Source organism: Nocardia anocheti, assembly GCF_029675105.1.
Classification (GTDB): Bacteria; Actinomycetota; Actinomycetes; order Mycobacteriales; family Mycobacteriaceae; genus Nocardia.
This window is the reverse complement of the sequence record NZ_JAQQFV010000013.1, coordinates 161,883-178,796: the sequence shown is the minus strand read 5'-3', so window position 1 is coordinate 178,796 and position 16,914 is coordinate 161,883. Positions and strand designations below refer to the sequence as shown.

Here is a 16,914-nt window from a genome sequence, read left to right as displayed (position 1 = left end):
TGGTCAGCAGGCGCGCGTCATCGTCTGTTGATGCACTCGTCGGCCCTGGTAGCGCAGGCCCGGGACGTCGGCGGGGGCGCCCGTGGGGGTGAAGCCGAGGCGGGTGAAGAAGCGGACGGCCCGGGTGTTCTCGGTGAGGGTCTGTAGGTGGCAGCCGGGTGCTCCGGCGTCGCGGGCGTGGTCGAGGAAGCGGTGGACCAGGGCTTCGGCGGCGCCGGTGCCGCGGGCGGCCGGGGTCACATTGATGTGGAGGTGGGCGGGGAAGTCCGGGGCGGTGTAGTCGCCTGCCATGTCGTGGCGGCGCAGGCGTGAGGTGATGGTGTCGGCGATCGCGCGGGCGAAGAACAGGGCGGGGCCGCGACGCAGCGCCAGGCGGTAGCGGCGGATGGCGTCGGTCATCCGCTCCTCCTCGCTGGGGAAGCGCGCGGAATCGACGGCGCCGACGAGGTAGCCGGTGAGTGCGCCGTCGTCGTCGACCGAGACGAACACCGATTCCGGTTCCCGGTCCAGGTAGGGGGTGAGGTAGACCGCCGCCTCGGACTCGGGGTGGCCCCACAGGCTCTCGGTGGGTGACCCCGAACCCGCGAGCTCGGCCAGCTTCGTGAGGTCGGTGCGGTCCTGCTCGGTGAATCCACGGATTTCCACGTCTCCGACGGTACCCGAGGGTCGCTGGACCGCATCGTGGTCGGGTAAACCCTTGGTGGACACAGTGTTTCGGAGCCGAGTGACAGTGCGGGTCCCGTGCTGCGGCGCGGGACCCGTGGACGCCGCTGTGGTGACGGGAGCCCGCTCAGGCGGTGAGTTCGCGTTGCAGGGGGGTGCGGAAGCGGGGGATGGCGCGGACCTCGCCGAACCAGGCCGCCGTGCGGGCGATCTCGGCGTCGATGAGGGCGCGGTGATCGGTGCCGACGTCCTCGAGCAGACGGATGACGATCTCGCCGTCAGAACGCTGGGCCCAGCCGCCGACGATACGACCGTCGGCCCAGATGGTGGGCCCGATATTGCCGTTGGTGTCGAACAGGGCCGAGGCGTGCGGGCCGAGGAACCATTCGCGGGACTGCCAGCCCATCGGCGTCGGGTCCAGGGCGGGCAGTAGGGCGGCCCACGGTTCCGGCTCGGGGACCGGCTCGAGGTCGTCGGCGAGCAGGATGCCGGTCGCGCCGTCGAGATCGACCTCGACGATCGGCAGGGCGGCCAGCGCCTTGCGCACCTCACCGAGCGTCCAGCCGGTCCACCACTTCAGGTCGGTCACCGGCGCGGGACCGAAGGCGTACAGCCACTGCCGCACCAGCTCGACCCTGGCCTCCTCGGCCGAGAGCGTCGGAACCGATTGCGGCAGCCAGGTTTCCACGGGTGCCCAGGTGTACTGGCTGCTCGTCCAACTCCCGTTGGGGCGGCCCCGGACGATGCGGCCCTCGGCGCCGAGCACCACCAGCACCCACGTGGTGATGTTGGTCGGCTTGGAATACGACTTGCCCGGCGCGGTGTCGATCTGGGTGCGTAGGCGCGGCACGTCCTTGCTGAGCTGGGCACCCGTCGCCGCGCCACGGGCCAGCAGCGCCGCGTGCGTCTCGGCTTCGACTTCGGCCAACCAGTCGGCGATGTCGCCCTCGACGACCCCGGCCTGCTCGATCAACCGGCCGTAGGTGCGCCGCTGCTTGTGGGCGAGCGCGTCACAGGTCGCGGCCTGTAGGACCGGCACCAGTTCGGTGGGCGCCACGAACATGGTGCGGCGCATGGCCAGCAGCCGCACCAGCGCCCGTTCGTCGTAGAGGGCCCGCTCCATGTCGGCCGGGGTGAGATCGATGCCGCGGGCGCCGACCGACAGGTACACCGTGGCCGGGTCGGTGGCGTGCAGCACCACCAGCGAACGCGCGATCTCGACGGGGTCGGTCGAGCGGGCCGGGAGGGCGAGGCGGTGCCGCGTCGCCAGACGGGCCCGGCGCTGTGCGGTGTCGATCGAGGGCATGCGCGGATCGTAGGCGGACCCACCGACAATTCCGCCGCGCCTACGGAGCCTGTCCCGGACGAGCTCGAGCATGCAGGGGGAAACGGGCGTCGAGGTCGGTGACCCGGGCGTGGGCGGTGATCGCGGCGCGTCTGGCCGGTGGTGTCGTGGACGACGTGGTGGCGCGCGCGGGAGTCCGGGCGGGGACCGGAGTTCTGTCACTTTTGTGCAGAATTCCCGGTCGTCGTTTTCGCCGTGGGGCGCGGGCCGATGTTGTTATCGTCGCGCTCATGAGCGCAGCGCCACCGGTTGTCACGGCCGCTGAACTGGGCGTCGACGACGAGGAGCGACCGGCCAGGGAGCTCAGCGGATTTCCCGCGCGGCTGGTCGCGATCGTCGCGTTGGGGCTGGCCGGTTTGGCGCTGTGGCAGGTGTTCCGGCCGCTGTCGCAGGGCAGTCAGTACTACCTGGTGGTGTTCCTCGCGATCGCGCTGCCGCTGGTGTTCTTGAGCTACCGGTCGGGGTGGGGCAGGCTCGATCGGGTCGACGGGCCCGCGCCACTGGACTGGGTGCTGGCGGTGGGCGCGCTGCTGGTGTGCCTGTATCCGGTGCTGCCGTTCGTCCTCGGTGACGGTGGCGGCGGCTACAACGCCTTCCTGGACCGGCAGGGCATGCTGGCCGGGGTCGACGTGGTACTCGGCGCGATCCTGCTGGTGCTGGTCCTGGAGGCGTGCCGCCGCACCACCGGCTGGATCCTGCCCGCGGTCTGCCTGGTGTTCCTCGCCTACGGCTACTACGGCGGACTGCTGCCGCAGAGCTGGACCATCGCGCACGCGGGCCTGGACGTGGACCAGATCGTCGACGCCCTCTACAACTCCGGCAGCGGCTTCTACGGCACCCCGCTCGACGTGGCCGCCAGCTACATCGTGCTGTTCACCCTCTACGGCGCCGTCCTCGAATTCTCCGGCGCCGCACGGTTCTTCGTGGATCTGTCGGTCTCGCTGTTCCGGCGCTCGCACAGCGCGGCGGGCCGGACCGCGGTGGCCTCGGGGTTCCTGCTCGGCACCGTCTCCGGCTCGGGCACCGCGACGGCGGTGAGCACCGGCGCGGTGACCTGGCCGATCCTGCGCAAGGCGGGCTACCGGCCCGAACAGGCCGGTGGCATGCTCGCGGCGGCGGGCGTGGGCGCCATCCTCTCCCCGCCGACGCTCGGGGTCGCGGCCTTCATCGTCGCCGAATACCTGAACGTGTCGTATGTGACGGTGCTCGGCTGGGCGCTGATCCCGACCCTGCTCTACTACCTGGGCATCCTGCTCTCGGTCGAGATCGACGCCCGCCGCATCCACGCCGAGGGCCGCGCACCGGCCGATCTCGCCGACGTCCCGCCACCCACGCCGTGGTGGACGCTGCTGGGGCGCTTCGGGTATCACTTCTCCTCGCTGCTCGTGATCGTGGTGCTGCTGCTGGCGGGGATGAGCGCCACCCGCGCCGTCGTCTACGCCACGTTGCTCGCGCTGCTGCTCGCGATCCCGGACCGTCTCCTGCGCGCGCGAGCTTCGGAAGACCCTGCGGCGCGGACTGTTTCGCCGGGGACGTTCGTGTTCGACGCGCTGCGCGCGCTCTCGCTGGGGATGCGGGCGGCGCTGCCGGTGGTCGCGGTGTGCGCGGCGGCGGGGGTGATCACCGCGATGACGACCAAGACCGGGCTCGGCGCGCAGGTGGCCGCGCTGCTGGTGCGGGCGGGCTCGGTGCTCTCGGACAACCCGGCGGTGGTGCTGGCGACGACGGCGGTGCTCGCCGCGATCGCGCTGTCGCTGCTGGGACTGGCGGTGCCGGTGACGGCGTCGTTCGTGATCGGCTGGGTGATCATCGGGCCCGCCCTGCTGGAACTGGACGTGCCCGCGCCCGCCGCGGCGATGTTCGTCTTCTACTTCTCGGTGCTCTCGGAGGTCACCCCGCCCACCGCGCTGGCCGCGGTCGGCGCGGCCGCGGTGACCGGCGCCAAGGCGATGGCCACCATGTGGCACGCCCTGCGCTACGCGCTGCCCGCCTTCCTCGTGCCGCTGATGTTCGTGCTCACCGACTCCGGGCAGTACCTGCTGGGCCGGGGCACCGTCCTGGACGTGCTGTGGGTGAGCGCGGCGGCGGGCCTGGGGGTGGCGGCGCTGGCGGTGGCCACCGGTGGCTGGCTGTTCGGGATCGGCGCGGTCGGCACCGTCGTGCGGGTGCTGGCCGCGCTGACCGGGCTGACGCTGCTCTACCCGGCGCCCCCGGCCACCGCGATCGGTCTCGGCCTGCTGCTCGTCACGGTGCTCGCCGGTGTGGTCGAGCGCAGGCGTGGCGGGCCGATCGTCACGGAGACACCGTGAGTGGTCAGCGGACGGCGCGCGCGCCGTCGACGAGAGGGGACACCATGGTCAGAACTGTTGTGGCCGCGGTCGCGGTGACCGCCGCGGCGGCGCTGCTCACCGGTTGCGGCGGCAGACAGGACACCCCGACCGCCGACTCCGGCGGCGCGGTGACCTGCGAAGTCGGCCAGGACACCCGGATCGGCATCGCGACCGGCAATGCCACCGGCGTGTACTTCGCCCTCGGCAACGCCTTCGCCGAACAGGTGTCGAGCGCGACCGACGGCACGGTCAAGGCCACCGCCGCCGAGACCGGCGCGTCGGTGCAGAACATCCAGCAGGTGGTCGGCGGCACCTACCAGGTCGGCTTCTCGCTGGCCGACTCCGCCGCCGACGCGGTCCAGGGCACCGGCGGGTTCACCGAGGCCCAGCCGATCCGCGCGCTGGCCCGGCTCTACGACAACTACACCCAGGTCATCGTGCGGGCCGACGCGGGCATCGCCACCCTCGCCGACCTGCGCGGCAAGCGCGTCTCCACCGGCTCGCCGAAATCGGGCACCGAGGTGATCGCGCAGCGCGTGCTGCGGGCCGCGGGCCTGAATCCGGACAGCGACGTGTCCGCCCAGCGTCTGGACCTCACCAAGACCGTCGACGGCATGAAGGACGGCTCGATCGACGCCATGTTCTGGTCCGGTGGCCTGCCCACGCCGGGCATCACCGACCTGTTCACCACCGCGAAGGACAAGGTCCGTTTCCTCGACATCACCGGTGTGCTGCCGAAACTGAAGGAGGTCAACCCCGTCTACGAGGCCGGTGCCATCCCGGCCGCGACCTACGGACTGGCCGCCGACGTGCCCACCGTCGTGGTGCCCAACCTGCTCGTCGTCCGCGAGGACCTCGACGCGAACCTGGCCTGCGTGCTCACCCGCACCCTGCTGGACCGCAAACCCCAACTGGAACAGGCCAATCCGGCCGCCGCGGGCATCGACCGCGCCACCGCGAGCAAGACCGCGCCGGTGCCGCTGCACCGAGGGTCGGAGGTCGCGCTGGGCTGAGCGTCGTCGCCGCCTCGGACAGATGCTGGACGGCGGTCGCGCGCTGGCGGACAATCGCGGGATGAAGCGGGTCGGCGGGGTGGTCGCGGTGTGTGCCTTGGTGTTCGGCACGGTGGTCGCGCTCGGGCCCGTGGTGGGCGCGCAGCCGGAGTGCGCGGCGGGGGTGGCGGTGAACCCGGTCGCGTTGACCGTCGACGGTGAGCGGGCCACCGGGCGGGTCTACGAGCCGTACCGGTGCGTGCCGGGGGACGCCCCGGCGACGCGGCTGGTGGTCGCCGTGCACGGGCACGGCGGGTCCTCGGCCGACTTCGCGCCGTACATGACCGCGCTGGCGCGGGCGGGTGGCGCACCGATCCTGCTCATGGATCTGCGCAGCGCGGACGGACCGTGGCGCACCGGGGAATGGAATCTGTGGGCGGGCTGGCGCGATGTGGTCGCCGCGACGCGGTGGTATCGCGACGAGCACCGGGCGATCACCTCCACCGTGCTGTGGGGCTGGAGTCAGGGCGGGATCACCAGCGGACTCGCGGTCGCGCACGGTCCGGCCGGGCTGTTCGACTACTGGGTCGACAACTACGGCCCCGCCGACGACTTCAGCATGTGGGCCGCCGCGGGCACCGTGAACGCCGACCTGCCCGCCCAGATCGAACGCGACGCGGGCGGCTGTACGCCCCTGGTGTGCCCGCTCGCCTACATCGACCGCTCGCCCGCGCTGCTGGCCGGGCGGATGAGCATGCGCCGCGCCTTCCTGATCCACGGCACCGCCGACGCGGTGGTGCCCTTCGCGACCAGCGTGGAACTGCGGGCCGCGCTCACCGCGGCGGGCAAGCCGTTCTCCTTCTACACCGTCGTCAGCGGACACGACCTCGACGGCGGCGTCGTGCCGGGCAACCACGATGTCGGGCCCGCGCTGTTCGAAGGCGGCTGCGTCGTGCTGCGGCTGCTCGCGGGCACCGAACCCCTCGACCCGCCGATCAGCGACTATGTCGTCGACGTGGCCGCCGGGGTGGTCATCGCGCCGCCCGCCCCGCCGGACGCGAAGTGCGCGGCCTGAGCCGGAACACCAACTCGATCCCGGGTGTTGTCGCCAAGGCAGGGGACACTCCGGAAACGAGGACACGATGACCGAACCGGCGCGGCGCGCGGACCACTGGCAGCACCCGGACCTGGATCTGGACGCCTACCTGACCCGCATCGGCTCCGACGGACCGCGAACCCCCACCGTGGCGACCCTGCACGCCCTGGTCGAGGCCCACACCACGACCATTCCGTTCGAGAACCTCGAGATCGTGCTCGGGCGCGGAGTGCCCCTGGACCTGGCCACACTGCAGGACAAGCTGGTGCGGCGTCGCCGCGGCGGCTACTGCTACGAGAACGTCACCCTGTTCGCCGCCGTGCTGGCCCGGCTCGGTTTCGGCGTCACCGGCATCAGCGGACGGGTCACCATGGGCACCCTCGACAGCGGTATCGTCCGGCCCGCCACCCACGCGCTGCTGCGGGTGACCACCGAGTCCGACGACCGGGTCTGGCTCTGCGACGTGGGCTTCGGCTTCGGACCGCTCGCGCCCTACGAACTCACCGACACGCCCGAGGAATTCCGGGTCGGGCAGTGGCGGCTGCGGCTGGAACGGCGCGTCGACGACCTCGGCGGCGACCTGTGGGTGCTGCACCACTTCGCCCGCGACGGCTGGCAGGACCGCTACAGCTTCGGCACGCTCCCGCAGTACCCCGCCGACTACGCGGTGGGCAACCATTTCGTGTCGACCTCCCCGCATTCGCCGTTCACCCGCAGGCCCTTCGTGCAGCGGTTCCGGCCCGAGGCGCACCACGTGCTCGACGACCTCACCCTGACTACCGAGTACCCCGACGGCACCTCCCAGGCCCGTGAACTCGAACCGGGCGAATTGCCGAAAGTGCTGGCAGAAGTGTTCGACATCGACCTGGCCGCGGCCGACGCGGCTACGCTGGTCAGCACACCCTGGCGAGTGAACTAGGCACCGGCGCGGGGCGGTCTTCCACGGCCCGGCGGTTTGCTTCCGCGGTGTCGCTACGGCAAATTGATGGTTACTTGCCGGGAAACAACCCCGATGCTGGCTGTGGGGTTCGAGACAGTGGGGTCGTCCGTGCCGAAGCTTCCATCCGTGGTGCCGATTCAGCGGGAATCGGTGATCCGTCCGGGAACGGGCGACGCCGTCACCGTGCGGCGCGGGGATCTGGACGGACTGCGCGGCGTCGCGATCGCGCTGGTGGTGGCCTTCCACGTGTGGATGGGCCGGGTCTCCGGCGGCGTCGACGTATTCCTGGTGCTCTCGGGTTTCTTCTTCACCGGCGCGGTGGTGCGCGGGGTCGAGCGGCGCGGCGGAGTCGCCCCGGCGGCCACCGCGCGGCGCACCGTGCGCAGGTTGATGCCCTCGCTGGTGCTGGTGCTGGCCGCGATCGTGCTGGCCACCATCGCGCTGCGGCCCTACACCCAGTTCGGCGAGACCGCCGCGCAGACGCTGGCCTCGATGTTCTACGGCCAGAACTGGTATCTGGCCGGTGCCGAACTCGACTACCTGGCGCCCGACCCGTCGGTGAGCGCGCTGCAACACCTGTGGTCGATGTCGGTGCAGGGCCAGTTCTATGTGGCGATCGTCGCGGTACTGGCGGGCTGGGCGTGGCTGCGGCGGCGCGGCGCGGTCGGCAGACCCGCGCTGCTGCTCGTACTGACCGGCCTCGGACTGCTCTCGTTCTGGTACGCCGCGCACGGTTCGGCCACCCATCAGGCGTGGACCTACTACGACAGTCTCGCGCGCGCCTGGGAACTGCTCGCCGGTGCCGTGCTGGCCGTGGCCGCGCCCTACCTGCGGGTTCCGGTGCGATTACGTGGCGTCGTCGCGCTGATCGGGCTGGTCATGGTGCTGTCGTGCGGTCCGCTGTTCGACGGCGCCAACCAGTTCCCCGGCCCGGCGGCGTTGTGGCCGGTGGTCGCGGCCTGCCTGGTGATCGCCTCCGGCTTCGGACCCGTCGGGCCGCGCGCGTGGCCCAACCGCCTGCTCGGCGGCCGGATCTGCACCGAACTCGGCGCGCTGGCCTATCCGCTGTACCTGTGGCACTGGCCGATCCTGATCTTCTATCTGGCCGAGACCGGCCGCTCGCACGCCGGGCTGATCGACGGGCTACTCGTCATCGGCGTCTCGCTGGTGCTGGCCTACGCCACCTCGCGCTTCGTCGAGAACCCGCTGCGGACGCCGTCGGCGGGGCGCGAGAGCGGCGCGAACAACCGGGTCGCCGGAGGACTGGTCGGCGTGCTCGCGGTCGGGGTGCTGGCCGCCACCCTCGGCTGGCAGGTGGTGCTCAGCGCCAACCCGGCGGTGCCGCCGCAGGCACTGGACCCGCATCGCTATCCCGGTGCCTCTGCCCTGCTCTCCGGCGCCGAGTACTCGCCGGAACCCATGCGCCCCACGGTGTTCGAGGGCCAGGTCGACACGCCGTCACCCACCACCGACGGCTGTATCACCCCCAATCGTGAGGTCCGGGTCTGCACCTACGGCGACCCGACCGCCACCCGCTCGATCGCGCTGGTCGGCGGTTCGCATTCCGAACACTGGCTGCCCGCGCTGGAACTGCTCGGCGTCGAACACGGTTTCCGGGTGATCTCCTACCTCAAGGAGGGCTGCCCGATCGTGCTGTCGGATCAGCCGTCCTACGCCGAATACCCGTTCCCCGAATGTCACGCGTGGACCGTCGAGGTGCTCGACCGGCTCGCCGCCGACCCGCCGGGCTGGGTGCTGACCCTCTCGACCCGCTACCGCCAGAGCGGCGTCGGGGACGAGGTGCCGGTGGAGTACCTCGAGGCGTGGTCGGCGCTGCAGGACCGCGGCCTCAATGTGCTGGCCCTGCGCGACACCCCCCGGCTGCAACGTGACGGCGTCTTCTACCGGGCCACCGACTGTCTGGCGCACCGTGGCGACGCCGACAGCTGCGGCATGGACCGCACCGACGCCCTCGACGCCGTCGACCCGGCCGCCGAACCCGCCGCGGGCTACCCGAACGTGCATCTGCTGGATCTCTCCGACGCGGTGTGCCGTCCGCAACGCTGCCGGGTGGTCGAGGGCAATGTGCTCATCTACCGCGACGAACACCACCTGACCGCCAGCTACGCCCGCTCGCTCGCCCCCGAACTGGGCAGGCAGATCGGCCTCGTGACCGGCTGGTGGTAGCGCGGGATCCCCGCGTGGACCGGGGGTGGCGGTTACCCTCGGTCGCGTGCGCCTTCCCCGCAAGACCCCGGTCCTGCTCCTCGCGCTCGCCCTGCTGCCGGTGGCCTGTTCGACGGGGCCCGATCAGCCCGAGACCGTCGCCACGGCCTTCGCCGCCGCGCTGACCAGCGGGGACGCGGCCGCCGCCGCAGCACTCACCGACGCACCCGCGCAGGCCGCACCGGTCCTCACCACGCTGTTCGAGAACCTCGGCCGCAACGACACAGTCCGGGTCTCCGGCACCGACGACTCCGGCTTCACCCTCGAATCCACCTGGAAGTTCGGCCCCGAGGGCCGTAACGAGTGGACCTACACCAGCACCGGGACCGCCACCGACAGCGACGGATGGAAGATCGCCTGGCGCCCCGAGACGGTCGCGCCCGGGCTCGAGCTCGGCCCGCTGGTCTACAGCCCCGTCCCGCCGAAACCCGCGAGGGTGCTCGACGCCTCCGGCGGCGACCTGATGACCGAGCAGGAGGTGACCCTGGTCCAGGCCGCCCCCGACGCCGACCTGCCCGCCCTCGCCGCTCTGCTCGACCGGCACGGCGTCACCGAGGCGGGGATGCGCAGCGAGCTGGCCGCCGCCCAGGGCGAAACCATCACCGTCGTCGCCCTGCGCGCGACCGACATCGCCCCCGTCCGCGAACAGCTCGGCGCGGTGCGCGGGGTGACGTTGGCCCCGCAGACCCGCCTGCTCACCGTCGACCCGGCCCTGAGCGGCCCCACCCTGGCCGGGCTGAGCGACCTCTGGCAGGAACAGACCGACGCCGCCACCGGCTGGGCCGTGCGCGCCCGCACCGCCGAGGGCACCCAGCGCATCGCCGGACCCGACGCGAAACCCGTCACCGATCTCGCCACCACGCTCGACATCGACCTGCAGAACGCCGCCGAGGCGGCACTGACCCCGGTCACCACGCCCGCGGCGATCGTCGCGCTGCGTCCGTCGACGGGGGAGGTGCTCGCCGTCGCGCAGAACGACCCCGCCGACGACCAGGGCCCGATCGCGCTCACCGGCCTCTATCCGCCGGGATCGACCTTCAAGACGGTGACCGTCTCCGCCGCGCTGCAGGCCGGGGGCGTGAACGTCGACACCGTGCTGCCGTGCCCCGGCCGCGCGAGCATCGAGGGCCGCACGATTCCCAACGACAACGGCTTCGACCTCGGCGCGGTCCCGCTGCACACCGCCTTCGCCCGCTCGTGCAACACCACCATGGCCGAGTTGGGCGTGCGCCTGCCCGCCGACGGGCTCACCGCGGCGGCCGCCCAGCTGGGTCTGGGTGTGGATTATGTGACACCCGGGTTGACGACCGTCACCGGGAAGGTCCCCGCCGCGCAGAACCCGGCTCAGCGGGTCGAGGCGAGCATCGGGCAGGGCACGGTCACCGCGTCACCGTTCGGTATGGCGCTGGTCGCCGCCTCGCTCGCGCACGGTTCCGCGCCCGCCCCGGCGGTGGTGCGCGGGCGCCCCGGCACCGCCGATCGGCAGAGCGCGCCGGTGCCCGCGACGGTGACATCGCAGATAGAGACCATGATGGCCGAGACCGTGAGCGCCGGAACCGCCACCGCGCTGCGCGACATCCCCGGCCTGCTCGGCAAGACCGGCACCGCCGAATACCTCGACGACGAGCACGCGCACGGCTGGTTCGTCGGCATCGACGGCGATCTGGCCTTCGCGGTGTTCGTCGCCGACGCGGGCAGTTCCGGACCGGCGGTCGAGGCAGCGGGCAGGATGCTGCGTGTGAAACGATGATCTATGTCACGCGTCGCCGACGGGCAATCCCCCCGCTGCCGCACGCGGTCATCCCACGGGCAGCTACACTCGTCGACGGACCATACCCATGGTCAATACGCGGGATGTCACAATTTCGAGAAGGTTCGGAGTAGGCGCCATCGATACCGGTCAGAAGATCGCGGAGCATTACCGCCTGGTCGAGCGTATTGGTAGCGGCGGCACAGGCGTTGTATGGCGTGCTGTCGACGAACGCCTCCAACGCTCCGTGGCTGTGAAGCAGATCCACATCAAGCCCAGTTTGCCCGAGGGTGAACGGGATGTCGTGCGCCAGCGCGCGATTCGGGAGGCCCGCAACGCGGCGCGCTTCCAGCATCCCAATGCCATCGTGGTGTTCGACATCACCGAGCACAACGGTGACCCGTGCCTGGTGATGGAGTACCTCAAGTCGGTCAGCCTCGCGGCCGAGCTGGGCCAGAAGGGTCCGCTGCCGCTGGCCGAGGTGGCCCGCATCGGCGAACAGGTGGCCTCGGCGCTCATCGCCGCCCACCAGGCGGGTCTGGTGCACCGCGACGTGAAACCGGGCAACATCCTGCTCGGCGAGCACGGTGAGGTGAAGATCACCGACTTCGGCATCTCCCGCGCCACCGGTGACGTCACCCTCACCGAGACCGGCCTGATCTGCGGCACCGCCGCCTACCTCGCTCCCGAGGTCGCGCGCGGCTCCGATCCCACCCCCGCCGCCGACGTCTTCGCCTTGGGCGCAACGCTTTTCCACGCGCTGGAAGGCGAACCGCCCTACGGCGCCAACGCCAATCCGCTGGCCGTGCTCTACGCCGCGGCCAACGGCCAGGTGCGCGAGCCGCGCAACGCGGGCCCGGCGACCGACTTCCTGCTCGACCTGCTGAACCCGGACCCGCTGGACCGCCCGACCATGGCCGAGTCGCGTGCCGCGCTGGCCGCCTTCGCCGACGCGGACGCCGACGCCGTGCCCGCGGGCTTCGTCCCGGCCAGCGAGGCCTACAACCGTCGCAACTCCGCCGCGGCCACCCAGGTGATCCGCCAGTCCGGCCGTCGCGCCTCGCACGCGGGCGCCTCCACCGCGACCACCCGCCAGATCCGCTCCAACCCCCGCCCGCAGCCGCGTCTGGACACCGCCGCGCACCCGCCGACCCAGGCCCAGCCCGCGCCGCAGCCGCGTAAGCAGGCGGGCAAGGGCCGCGCGGTGCTGATCGGGTCGGGGGTGGGCGCGGTGATCGCCGCGATCGCCGTCGCCGTCAGCGCCATGAGCGGCTCGGACACGGAATCGCCGCAGGTGCAGGCGAGTCCGTCGTCGTCGGTGCAGTCGCCGGGCCCGGCCGCCAGCGACACCCCCGTGGCGGCGCCGCTGGGCCAGACCACCAATGTCGGCACCGTCGACATCGGTTCTGCCGGTCAGCTCGTCGAGGACTTCTACAGCAACCCGGCCGGTTCCTGGTCGCTGCTCACCCCGGCCGCGCAGAAGCTCTACGGCAGCGAGACCGCGTTCCGTGAGTACTGGAACGGGCGCATCATCAACACCTTCACCAGCATCACGGCGGTCAGCGGCAACAACGCCGACGGCTCCACCGACATGCAGCTGGCCAGCATCACCATCGACGGGCAGACCAGGTCCAACATGGTCATGCGCGTGGTGAACTCCGGCGGTCGCCTGCAGATCGACGGCAACACCCGCTGACACCGCCCACCCGAGCCGATCCCCGCGCCCGCGCCGGGATCGGCTCGCTGCTGTCCGGACCGGGGATGTGCCGGAAAAGCGATGGCGGGCGACCATTAGGCTGGTAGGTGACCTGAGACCGTGTAGAGACAGGATTGCACCCCGATATGACTCCCCGCATCGAGCTCGCCCGCGTCGACTTGCGCGGTCGTACTCCTTCCGCTGCCGAGCTGCGCACCGCGCTGCCGCGCGGAGGAGTCGACGTGGACTCGGTGCTGCATCACGTGCGGCCGGTCGTCGAGGACATCCGCGACCGGGGTGCCGAGGCCGCGCTGGACTACAGCGAGAAGTTCGACGGCGTGCGTCCCACCGCGGTGCGCGTGCCCGTCGCCGAGCTGGCGAAGGCCCTCGACGAGCTCGATCCGGCCGTGCGCGCCGCGCTCGAGGTGGCCATCGAGCGGACCAGGAAGGTGCACGCCGATCAGCGCCGCACCGACACCGTCACCGAGGTGGTGCCCGGCGGCACCGTCACCGAGAAGTGGGTGCCGGTGGAGCGGGTGGGGCTCTACGTGCCCGGCGGCAATGCCGTCTACCCGTCCTCGGTCGTGATGAACGTCGTCCCGGCGCAGGCCGCCGGAGTGGAGTCGCTGGTGGTGGCCTCGCCGCCGCAGGCGCAGTTCGGCGGACTGCCGCACCCGACCATCCTCGCGGCCGCCGCGCTGCTGGGCGTCGACGAGGTGTGGGCCGTCGGTGGCGCGCAGGCCGTGGCGCTGCTGTCCTACGGCGGCACCGACACCGACGGGGCCGCGCTCGAGCCGGTCGACCTGATCACCGGCCCGGGCAATATCTACGTCACCGCCGCCAAGCGACTGTGCCGTGGCCTGGTGGGTATCGACGCCGAGGCCGGTCCCACCGAGATCGCCGTGCTGGCCGACGCCACCGCCGACCCGGTGCACGTGGCCGCCGACCTGATCAGCCAGGCCGAACACGATGTGCTCGCCGCCAGCGTGCTGGTCACCGATTCGCCCGCCCTGGCCGACGCCGTCGACGCCGCCGTGAACGCCCAGCTCGCCGTGGTCAAGCACGACGAGCGGGTGCGCGCGGCGCTGAGCGGCAGGCAGTCGGGCATCGTGCTGGTCGACGACATCGCCCAGGGCCTGCGCGTGGTCGACGCCTACGCCGCCGAACACCTCGAGATCCAGACCGTCGACGCCGCCGCCGTGGCCGCGCGGGTGCGCAGCGCGGGCGCCATCTTCGTGGGCCCGTGGGCCCCGGTGAGCCTGGGCGACTACTGCGCCGGGTCCAACCACGTGCTGCCCACCGCGGGCTGCGCGCGCCACTCCTCGGGGCTGAGCGTGCAGACCTTCCTGCGCGGCATCCACATCGTGGAGTACACCGAGGCGGCGCTGAAGGATGTCGCCGGACACGTCGTCGCGCTGGCCGATGCCGAGGATCTGCCCGCCCACGGGCAGGCCGTGCGGGCCCGTTTCGAGGCCCTGTCGTGAGCACACCCACCGTTCCCGGCGCCGCCGCGACCCTCGACCAGCTGCCCCTGCGCGACAACCTGCGCGGCAAATCGCCCTACGGCGCACCGCAATTGACCGTTCCGGTGCAGCTCAACACCAACGAGAACCCGCACCCGCCGAGTCGCGCGCTCATCGACGACGTCGCCGAATCGGTGCGCGCCGCCGCCGCCGACCTGCACCGCTACCCGGACCGCGACGCGGTGGCCCTGCGCGCCGACCTCGCCGCTTACCTCACCCGGCAGACCGGTGTGCCCGTCGACGCCGCCAATGTGTGGGCGGCCAACGGTTCCAACGAGATCCTGCAGCAGCTGCTGCAGGCCTTCGGCGGGCCCGGCCGCAGCGCGCTGGGTTTCGTGCCCTCCTACTCGATGCACCCGATCATCTCCGAGGGCATCGACACCGAGTGGATCGAGGCCAAGCGCGGCGGCGACTTCTCCCTCGACATCGACTACGCGGTCGCCCAGATCGCCGAGCGCCGCCCCGACGTGGTGTTCGTGACCAGCCCGAACAACCCCACCGGGCACAGCATCCCGATCGACGAGCTCGAGCGGCTGCTCGACGCCGCCCCCGGCATCGTGGTCGTCGACGAGGCCTACGGCGAGTTCTCGGCCGCGCCGAGCGCGATCACCCTGATCGACCGGTTCCCGACCAAGCTCGTGGTCAGCCGCACCATGAGCAAGGCCTTCGCCTTCGCGGGCGGACGGCTGGGCTACCTGGCCGCGTCCCCGGCGGTGATCGACGCGATTCTGCTGGTGCGGTTGCCGTATCACCTCTCGGTGGTCACCCAGGCCGCCGCGCGCGCCGCGCTGCGCCACGCCGACGAAACCCTCGGCAGCGTCGCCGAATTGGCGGCCCAGCGCGACCGGGTCGCCGCCGCGCTCACCGCGCAGGGCTTCGACGTGATCCCCAGCGACGCCAACTTCCTGCTGTTCGGCCGCTTCACCGACGCCGCGGTGGCCTGGCAGCACTACCTCGACGCCGGGGTCCTCATCCGCGATGTCGGCATCCCCGGCTACCTGCGCGCCACCATCGGCCTCGCCGCGGAGAACGACGAATTCCTGCGCGTGAGCGGCGATCTCGCCGCCACCGACCTCACCCACTGACCGCTGGAGGCAATCGATATGAGCAGAACAGCGCGGGTGGAGCGCGTCACCAAGGAATCCAGCATCCTCGTCGAGCTGAACCTCGACGGCAGTGGCAAGACCGAGATCAGCACCGGGGTGCCGTTCTACGACCACATGCTGACCGCGCTCGGCCAGCACGGCGGGTTCGACCTGGTGGTGCGGGCCGAGGGCGACATCGAGATCGAGGCCCACCACACCGTCGAGGACACCGCCATCGTGTTCGGCCAGGCCCTGGGCCAGGCACTCGGCGACAAGAAGGGCATCCGCCGCTTCGGCGACGCCTTCATCCCGATGGACGAGACCCTCGCGCACGCCGCCGTCGACGTCTCCGGACGCCCGTACTGCGTGTTCACCGGCGAGCCGGAACACCTGGTGCACGCCATCATTCCCAGCGCGGGCCCCGGCGCCTCGTACTCGACGGTGCTCAACAAGCACGTCTTCGAGTCGATCGCGCAGAACGCCCGGATCGCGCTGCATGTGCGCGTGCTCTACGGCCGCGACCAGCACCACATCACCGAGGCCGAGTTCAAGGCGGTCGCCCGCGCCCTGCGCGCGGCCGTGGAGATCGACCCGCGCGTCACCGGGGTGCCGTCCACGAAAGGTGTGCTGTGAGCAAGAAATCCGTCGCCCTGCTCGACTACGGCTCCGGCAACCTGCACTCCGCCGAACGCGCCCTGGTGCGCGCCGGAGCGCAGGTGGAGGTCACCGCCGACCCGCAGGTGGCGCTGGCCGCCGACGGGATGGTCGTCCCCGGTGTCGGCGCGTACGCGGCCTGCATGGCCGGATTGCGTGCCGTCCGCGGTGACCGGCTGATCGGCCAGCGCCTCGCCGGTGGTCGTCCGGTACTGGGCATCTGCGTCGGCATGCAGATCCTGTTCGACCGCGGCGTGGAGTTCGGCGTCGAGACCGAGGGCTGTGGCGAATGGCCCGGCACCGTCGCGGGCCTGGATGCCCCCGTCCTTCCACACATGGGCTGGAACACCGTCAAAGCCCCCGCCGACAGCACCTTGTTCGCGGGCATGGACGCCGACACCCGCTTCTACTTCGTCCACTCCTACGCCGCCCAGCAGTGGGAACTCCCCGACAGCGACCACATCGCCCCCGCCCGCCTCACCTGGTCCGAACACGGCGTCCCCTTCCTCGCCGCCGTCGAAAACGGACCCCTCTCGGCCACCCAGTTCCACCCGGAGAAGTCCGGCGACGCGGGCGCCCACCTCCTCCGCAACTGGATCGACTCGCTATAGACC

13 protein-coding genes are annotated in these 16,914 nt (G+C 71.7%); 11 read left to right on the top strand and 2 right to left on the bottom strand.

The genetic code is table 11. The features are described from left to right. Window positions 1–3 precede the first annotated feature (3 nt). Window positions 4–645: a GNAT family N-acetyltransferase gene (locus QC180_RS28775; RefSeq protein WP_278265993.1), complete on the bottom strand. Its 642-nt coding sequence runs from the start codon at window positions 643–645 to the stop codon at window positions 4–6. A 145-nt stretch (window positions 646–790) separates the two neighbouring features. Beyond that, window positions 791–1,969, bottom strand: coding sequence for a winged helix DNA-binding domain-containing protein (locus QC180_RS28770; RefSeq protein WP_278265992.1), 1,179 nt, complete (start codon window positions 1,967–1,969; stop codon window positions 791–793). 269 nt (window positions 1,970–2,238) lie between these two features. On the opposite strand from QC180_RS28770, the gene QC180_RS28765 reads away from it, so the two are divergent. From QC180_RS28765 to hisH, 11 genes are all read left to right on the top strand, one after another. After that, window positions 2,239–4,317, top strand: coding sequence for a TRAP transporter permease (locus QC180_RS28765; protein WP_278265991.1), 2,079 nt, complete (start codon window positions 2,239–2,241; stop codon window positions 4,315–4,317). A 44-nt stretch (window positions 4,318–4,361) separates the two neighbouring features. Beyond that, entirely contained in the window at window positions 4,362–5,351 is a 990-nt protein-coding gene (locus QC180_RS28760; protein WP_278265990.1) for a TAXI family TRAP transporter solute-binding subunit, read from the top strand. 22 nt (window positions 5,352–5,373) lie between these two features. Continuing rightward, window positions 5,374–6,405, top strand: coding sequence for an alpha/beta hydrolase family protein (locus QC180_RS28755; protein WP_278265989.1), 1,032 nt, complete (start codon window positions 5,374–5,376; stop codon window positions 6,403–6,405). Between the two features lie 67 nt (window positions 6,406–6,472). After that, entirely contained in the window at window positions 6,473–7,345 is an 873-nt protein-coding gene (locus QC180_RS28750) for an arylamine N-acetyltransferase family protein (RefSeq protein WP_278265988.1), read from the top strand. Between the two features lie 147 nt (window positions 7,346–7,492). Beyond that, a complete protein-coding gene (locus QC180_RS28745; RefSeq protein ID WP_278265987.1) occupies window positions 7,493–9,553 on the top strand; it encodes an acyltransferase family protein in 2,061 nt (686 codons plus the stop codon). Between the two features lie 46 nt (window positions 9,554–9,599). After that, entirely contained in the window at window positions 9,600–11,342 is a 1,743-nt protein-coding gene (locus QC180_RS28740) for a penicillin-binding transpeptidase domain-containing protein (protein WP_278265986.1), read from the top strand. A gap of 88 nt (window positions 11,343–11,430) precedes the next feature. Continuing rightward, window positions 11,431–13,038, top strand: coding sequence for a serine/threonine-protein kinase (locus QC180_RS28735; protein ID WP_278265985.1), 1,608 nt, complete (start codon window positions 11,431–11,433; stop codon window positions 13,036–13,038). Between the two features lie 146 nt (window positions 13,039–13,184). Further along, window positions 13,185–14,522 (top strand): histidinol dehydrogenase, encoded by a 1,338-nt coding sequence (gene hisD, locus QC180_RS28730; protein ID WP_278265984.1) that lies wholly within the window; start codon window positions 13,185–13,187, stop codon window positions 14,520–14,522. Then, window positions 14,519–15,646, top strand: coding sequence for a histidinol-phosphate transaminase (locus QC180_RS28725; protein WP_278265983.1), 1,128 nt, complete (start codon window positions 14,519–14,521; stop codon window positions 15,644–15,646). Before hisD ends, QC180_RS28725 begins: the two co-directional genes overlap by 4 nt. Before the next feature lie 18 nt (window positions 15,647–15,664). Further along, the gene (gene hisB / locus QC180_RS28720; RefSeq protein WP_278265982.1) at window positions 15,665–16,279 is read left to right on the top strand and encodes an imidazoleglycerol-phosphate dehydratase HisB; all 615 of its coding nucleotides are present in this window, start codon (window positions 15,665–15,667) and stop codon (window positions 16,277–16,279) included. Continuing rightward, window positions 16,276–16,911: an imidazole glycerol phosphate synthase subunit HisH gene (hisH, locus tag QC180_RS28715; RefSeq protein ID WP_278265981.1), complete on the top strand. Its 636-nt coding sequence runs from the start codon at window positions 16,276–16,278 to the stop codon at window positions 16,909–16,911. The genes hisB and hisH overlap by 4 nt, the downstream gene beginning before the upstream one ends. Window positions 16,912–16,914: the final 3 nt, after the last annotated feature.

Coding starts and splice junctions, on each gene's coding strand:
- QC180_RS28765 (WP_278265991.1), top strand. CDS start 2,239: ATGAGCGCAGCGCCACCGGTTGTCACGGCCGCTGAACTGGGCGTCGAC.
- hisB (WP_278265982.1), top strand. CDS start 15,665: ATGAGCAGAACAGCGCGGGTGGAGCGCGTCACCAAGGAATCCAGCATC.
- QC180_RS28735 (WP_278265985.1), top strand. CDS start 11,431: ATGGTCAATACGCGGGATGTCACAATTTCGAGAAGGTTCGGAGTAGGC.
- hisD (WP_278265984.1), top strand. CDS start 13,185: ATGACTCCCCGCATCGAGCTCGCCCGCGTCGACTTGCGCGGTCGTACT.
- QC180_RS28760 (WP_278265990.1), top strand. CDS start 4,362: ATGGTCAGAACTGTTGTGGCCGCGGTCGCGGTGACCGCCGCGGCGGCG.
- QC180_RS28770 (WP_278265992.1), bottom strand. CDS start 1,969: ATGCCCTCGATCGACACCGCACAGCGCCGGGCCCGTCTGGCGACGCGG.
- QC180_RS28755 (WP_278265989.1), top strand. CDS start 5,374: ATGCTGGACGGCGGTCGCGCGCTGGCGGACAATCGCGGGATGAAGCGG.
- QC180_RS28750 (WP_278265988.1), top strand. CDS start 6,473: ATGACCGAACCGGCGCGGCGCGCGGACCACTGGCAGCACCCGGACCTG.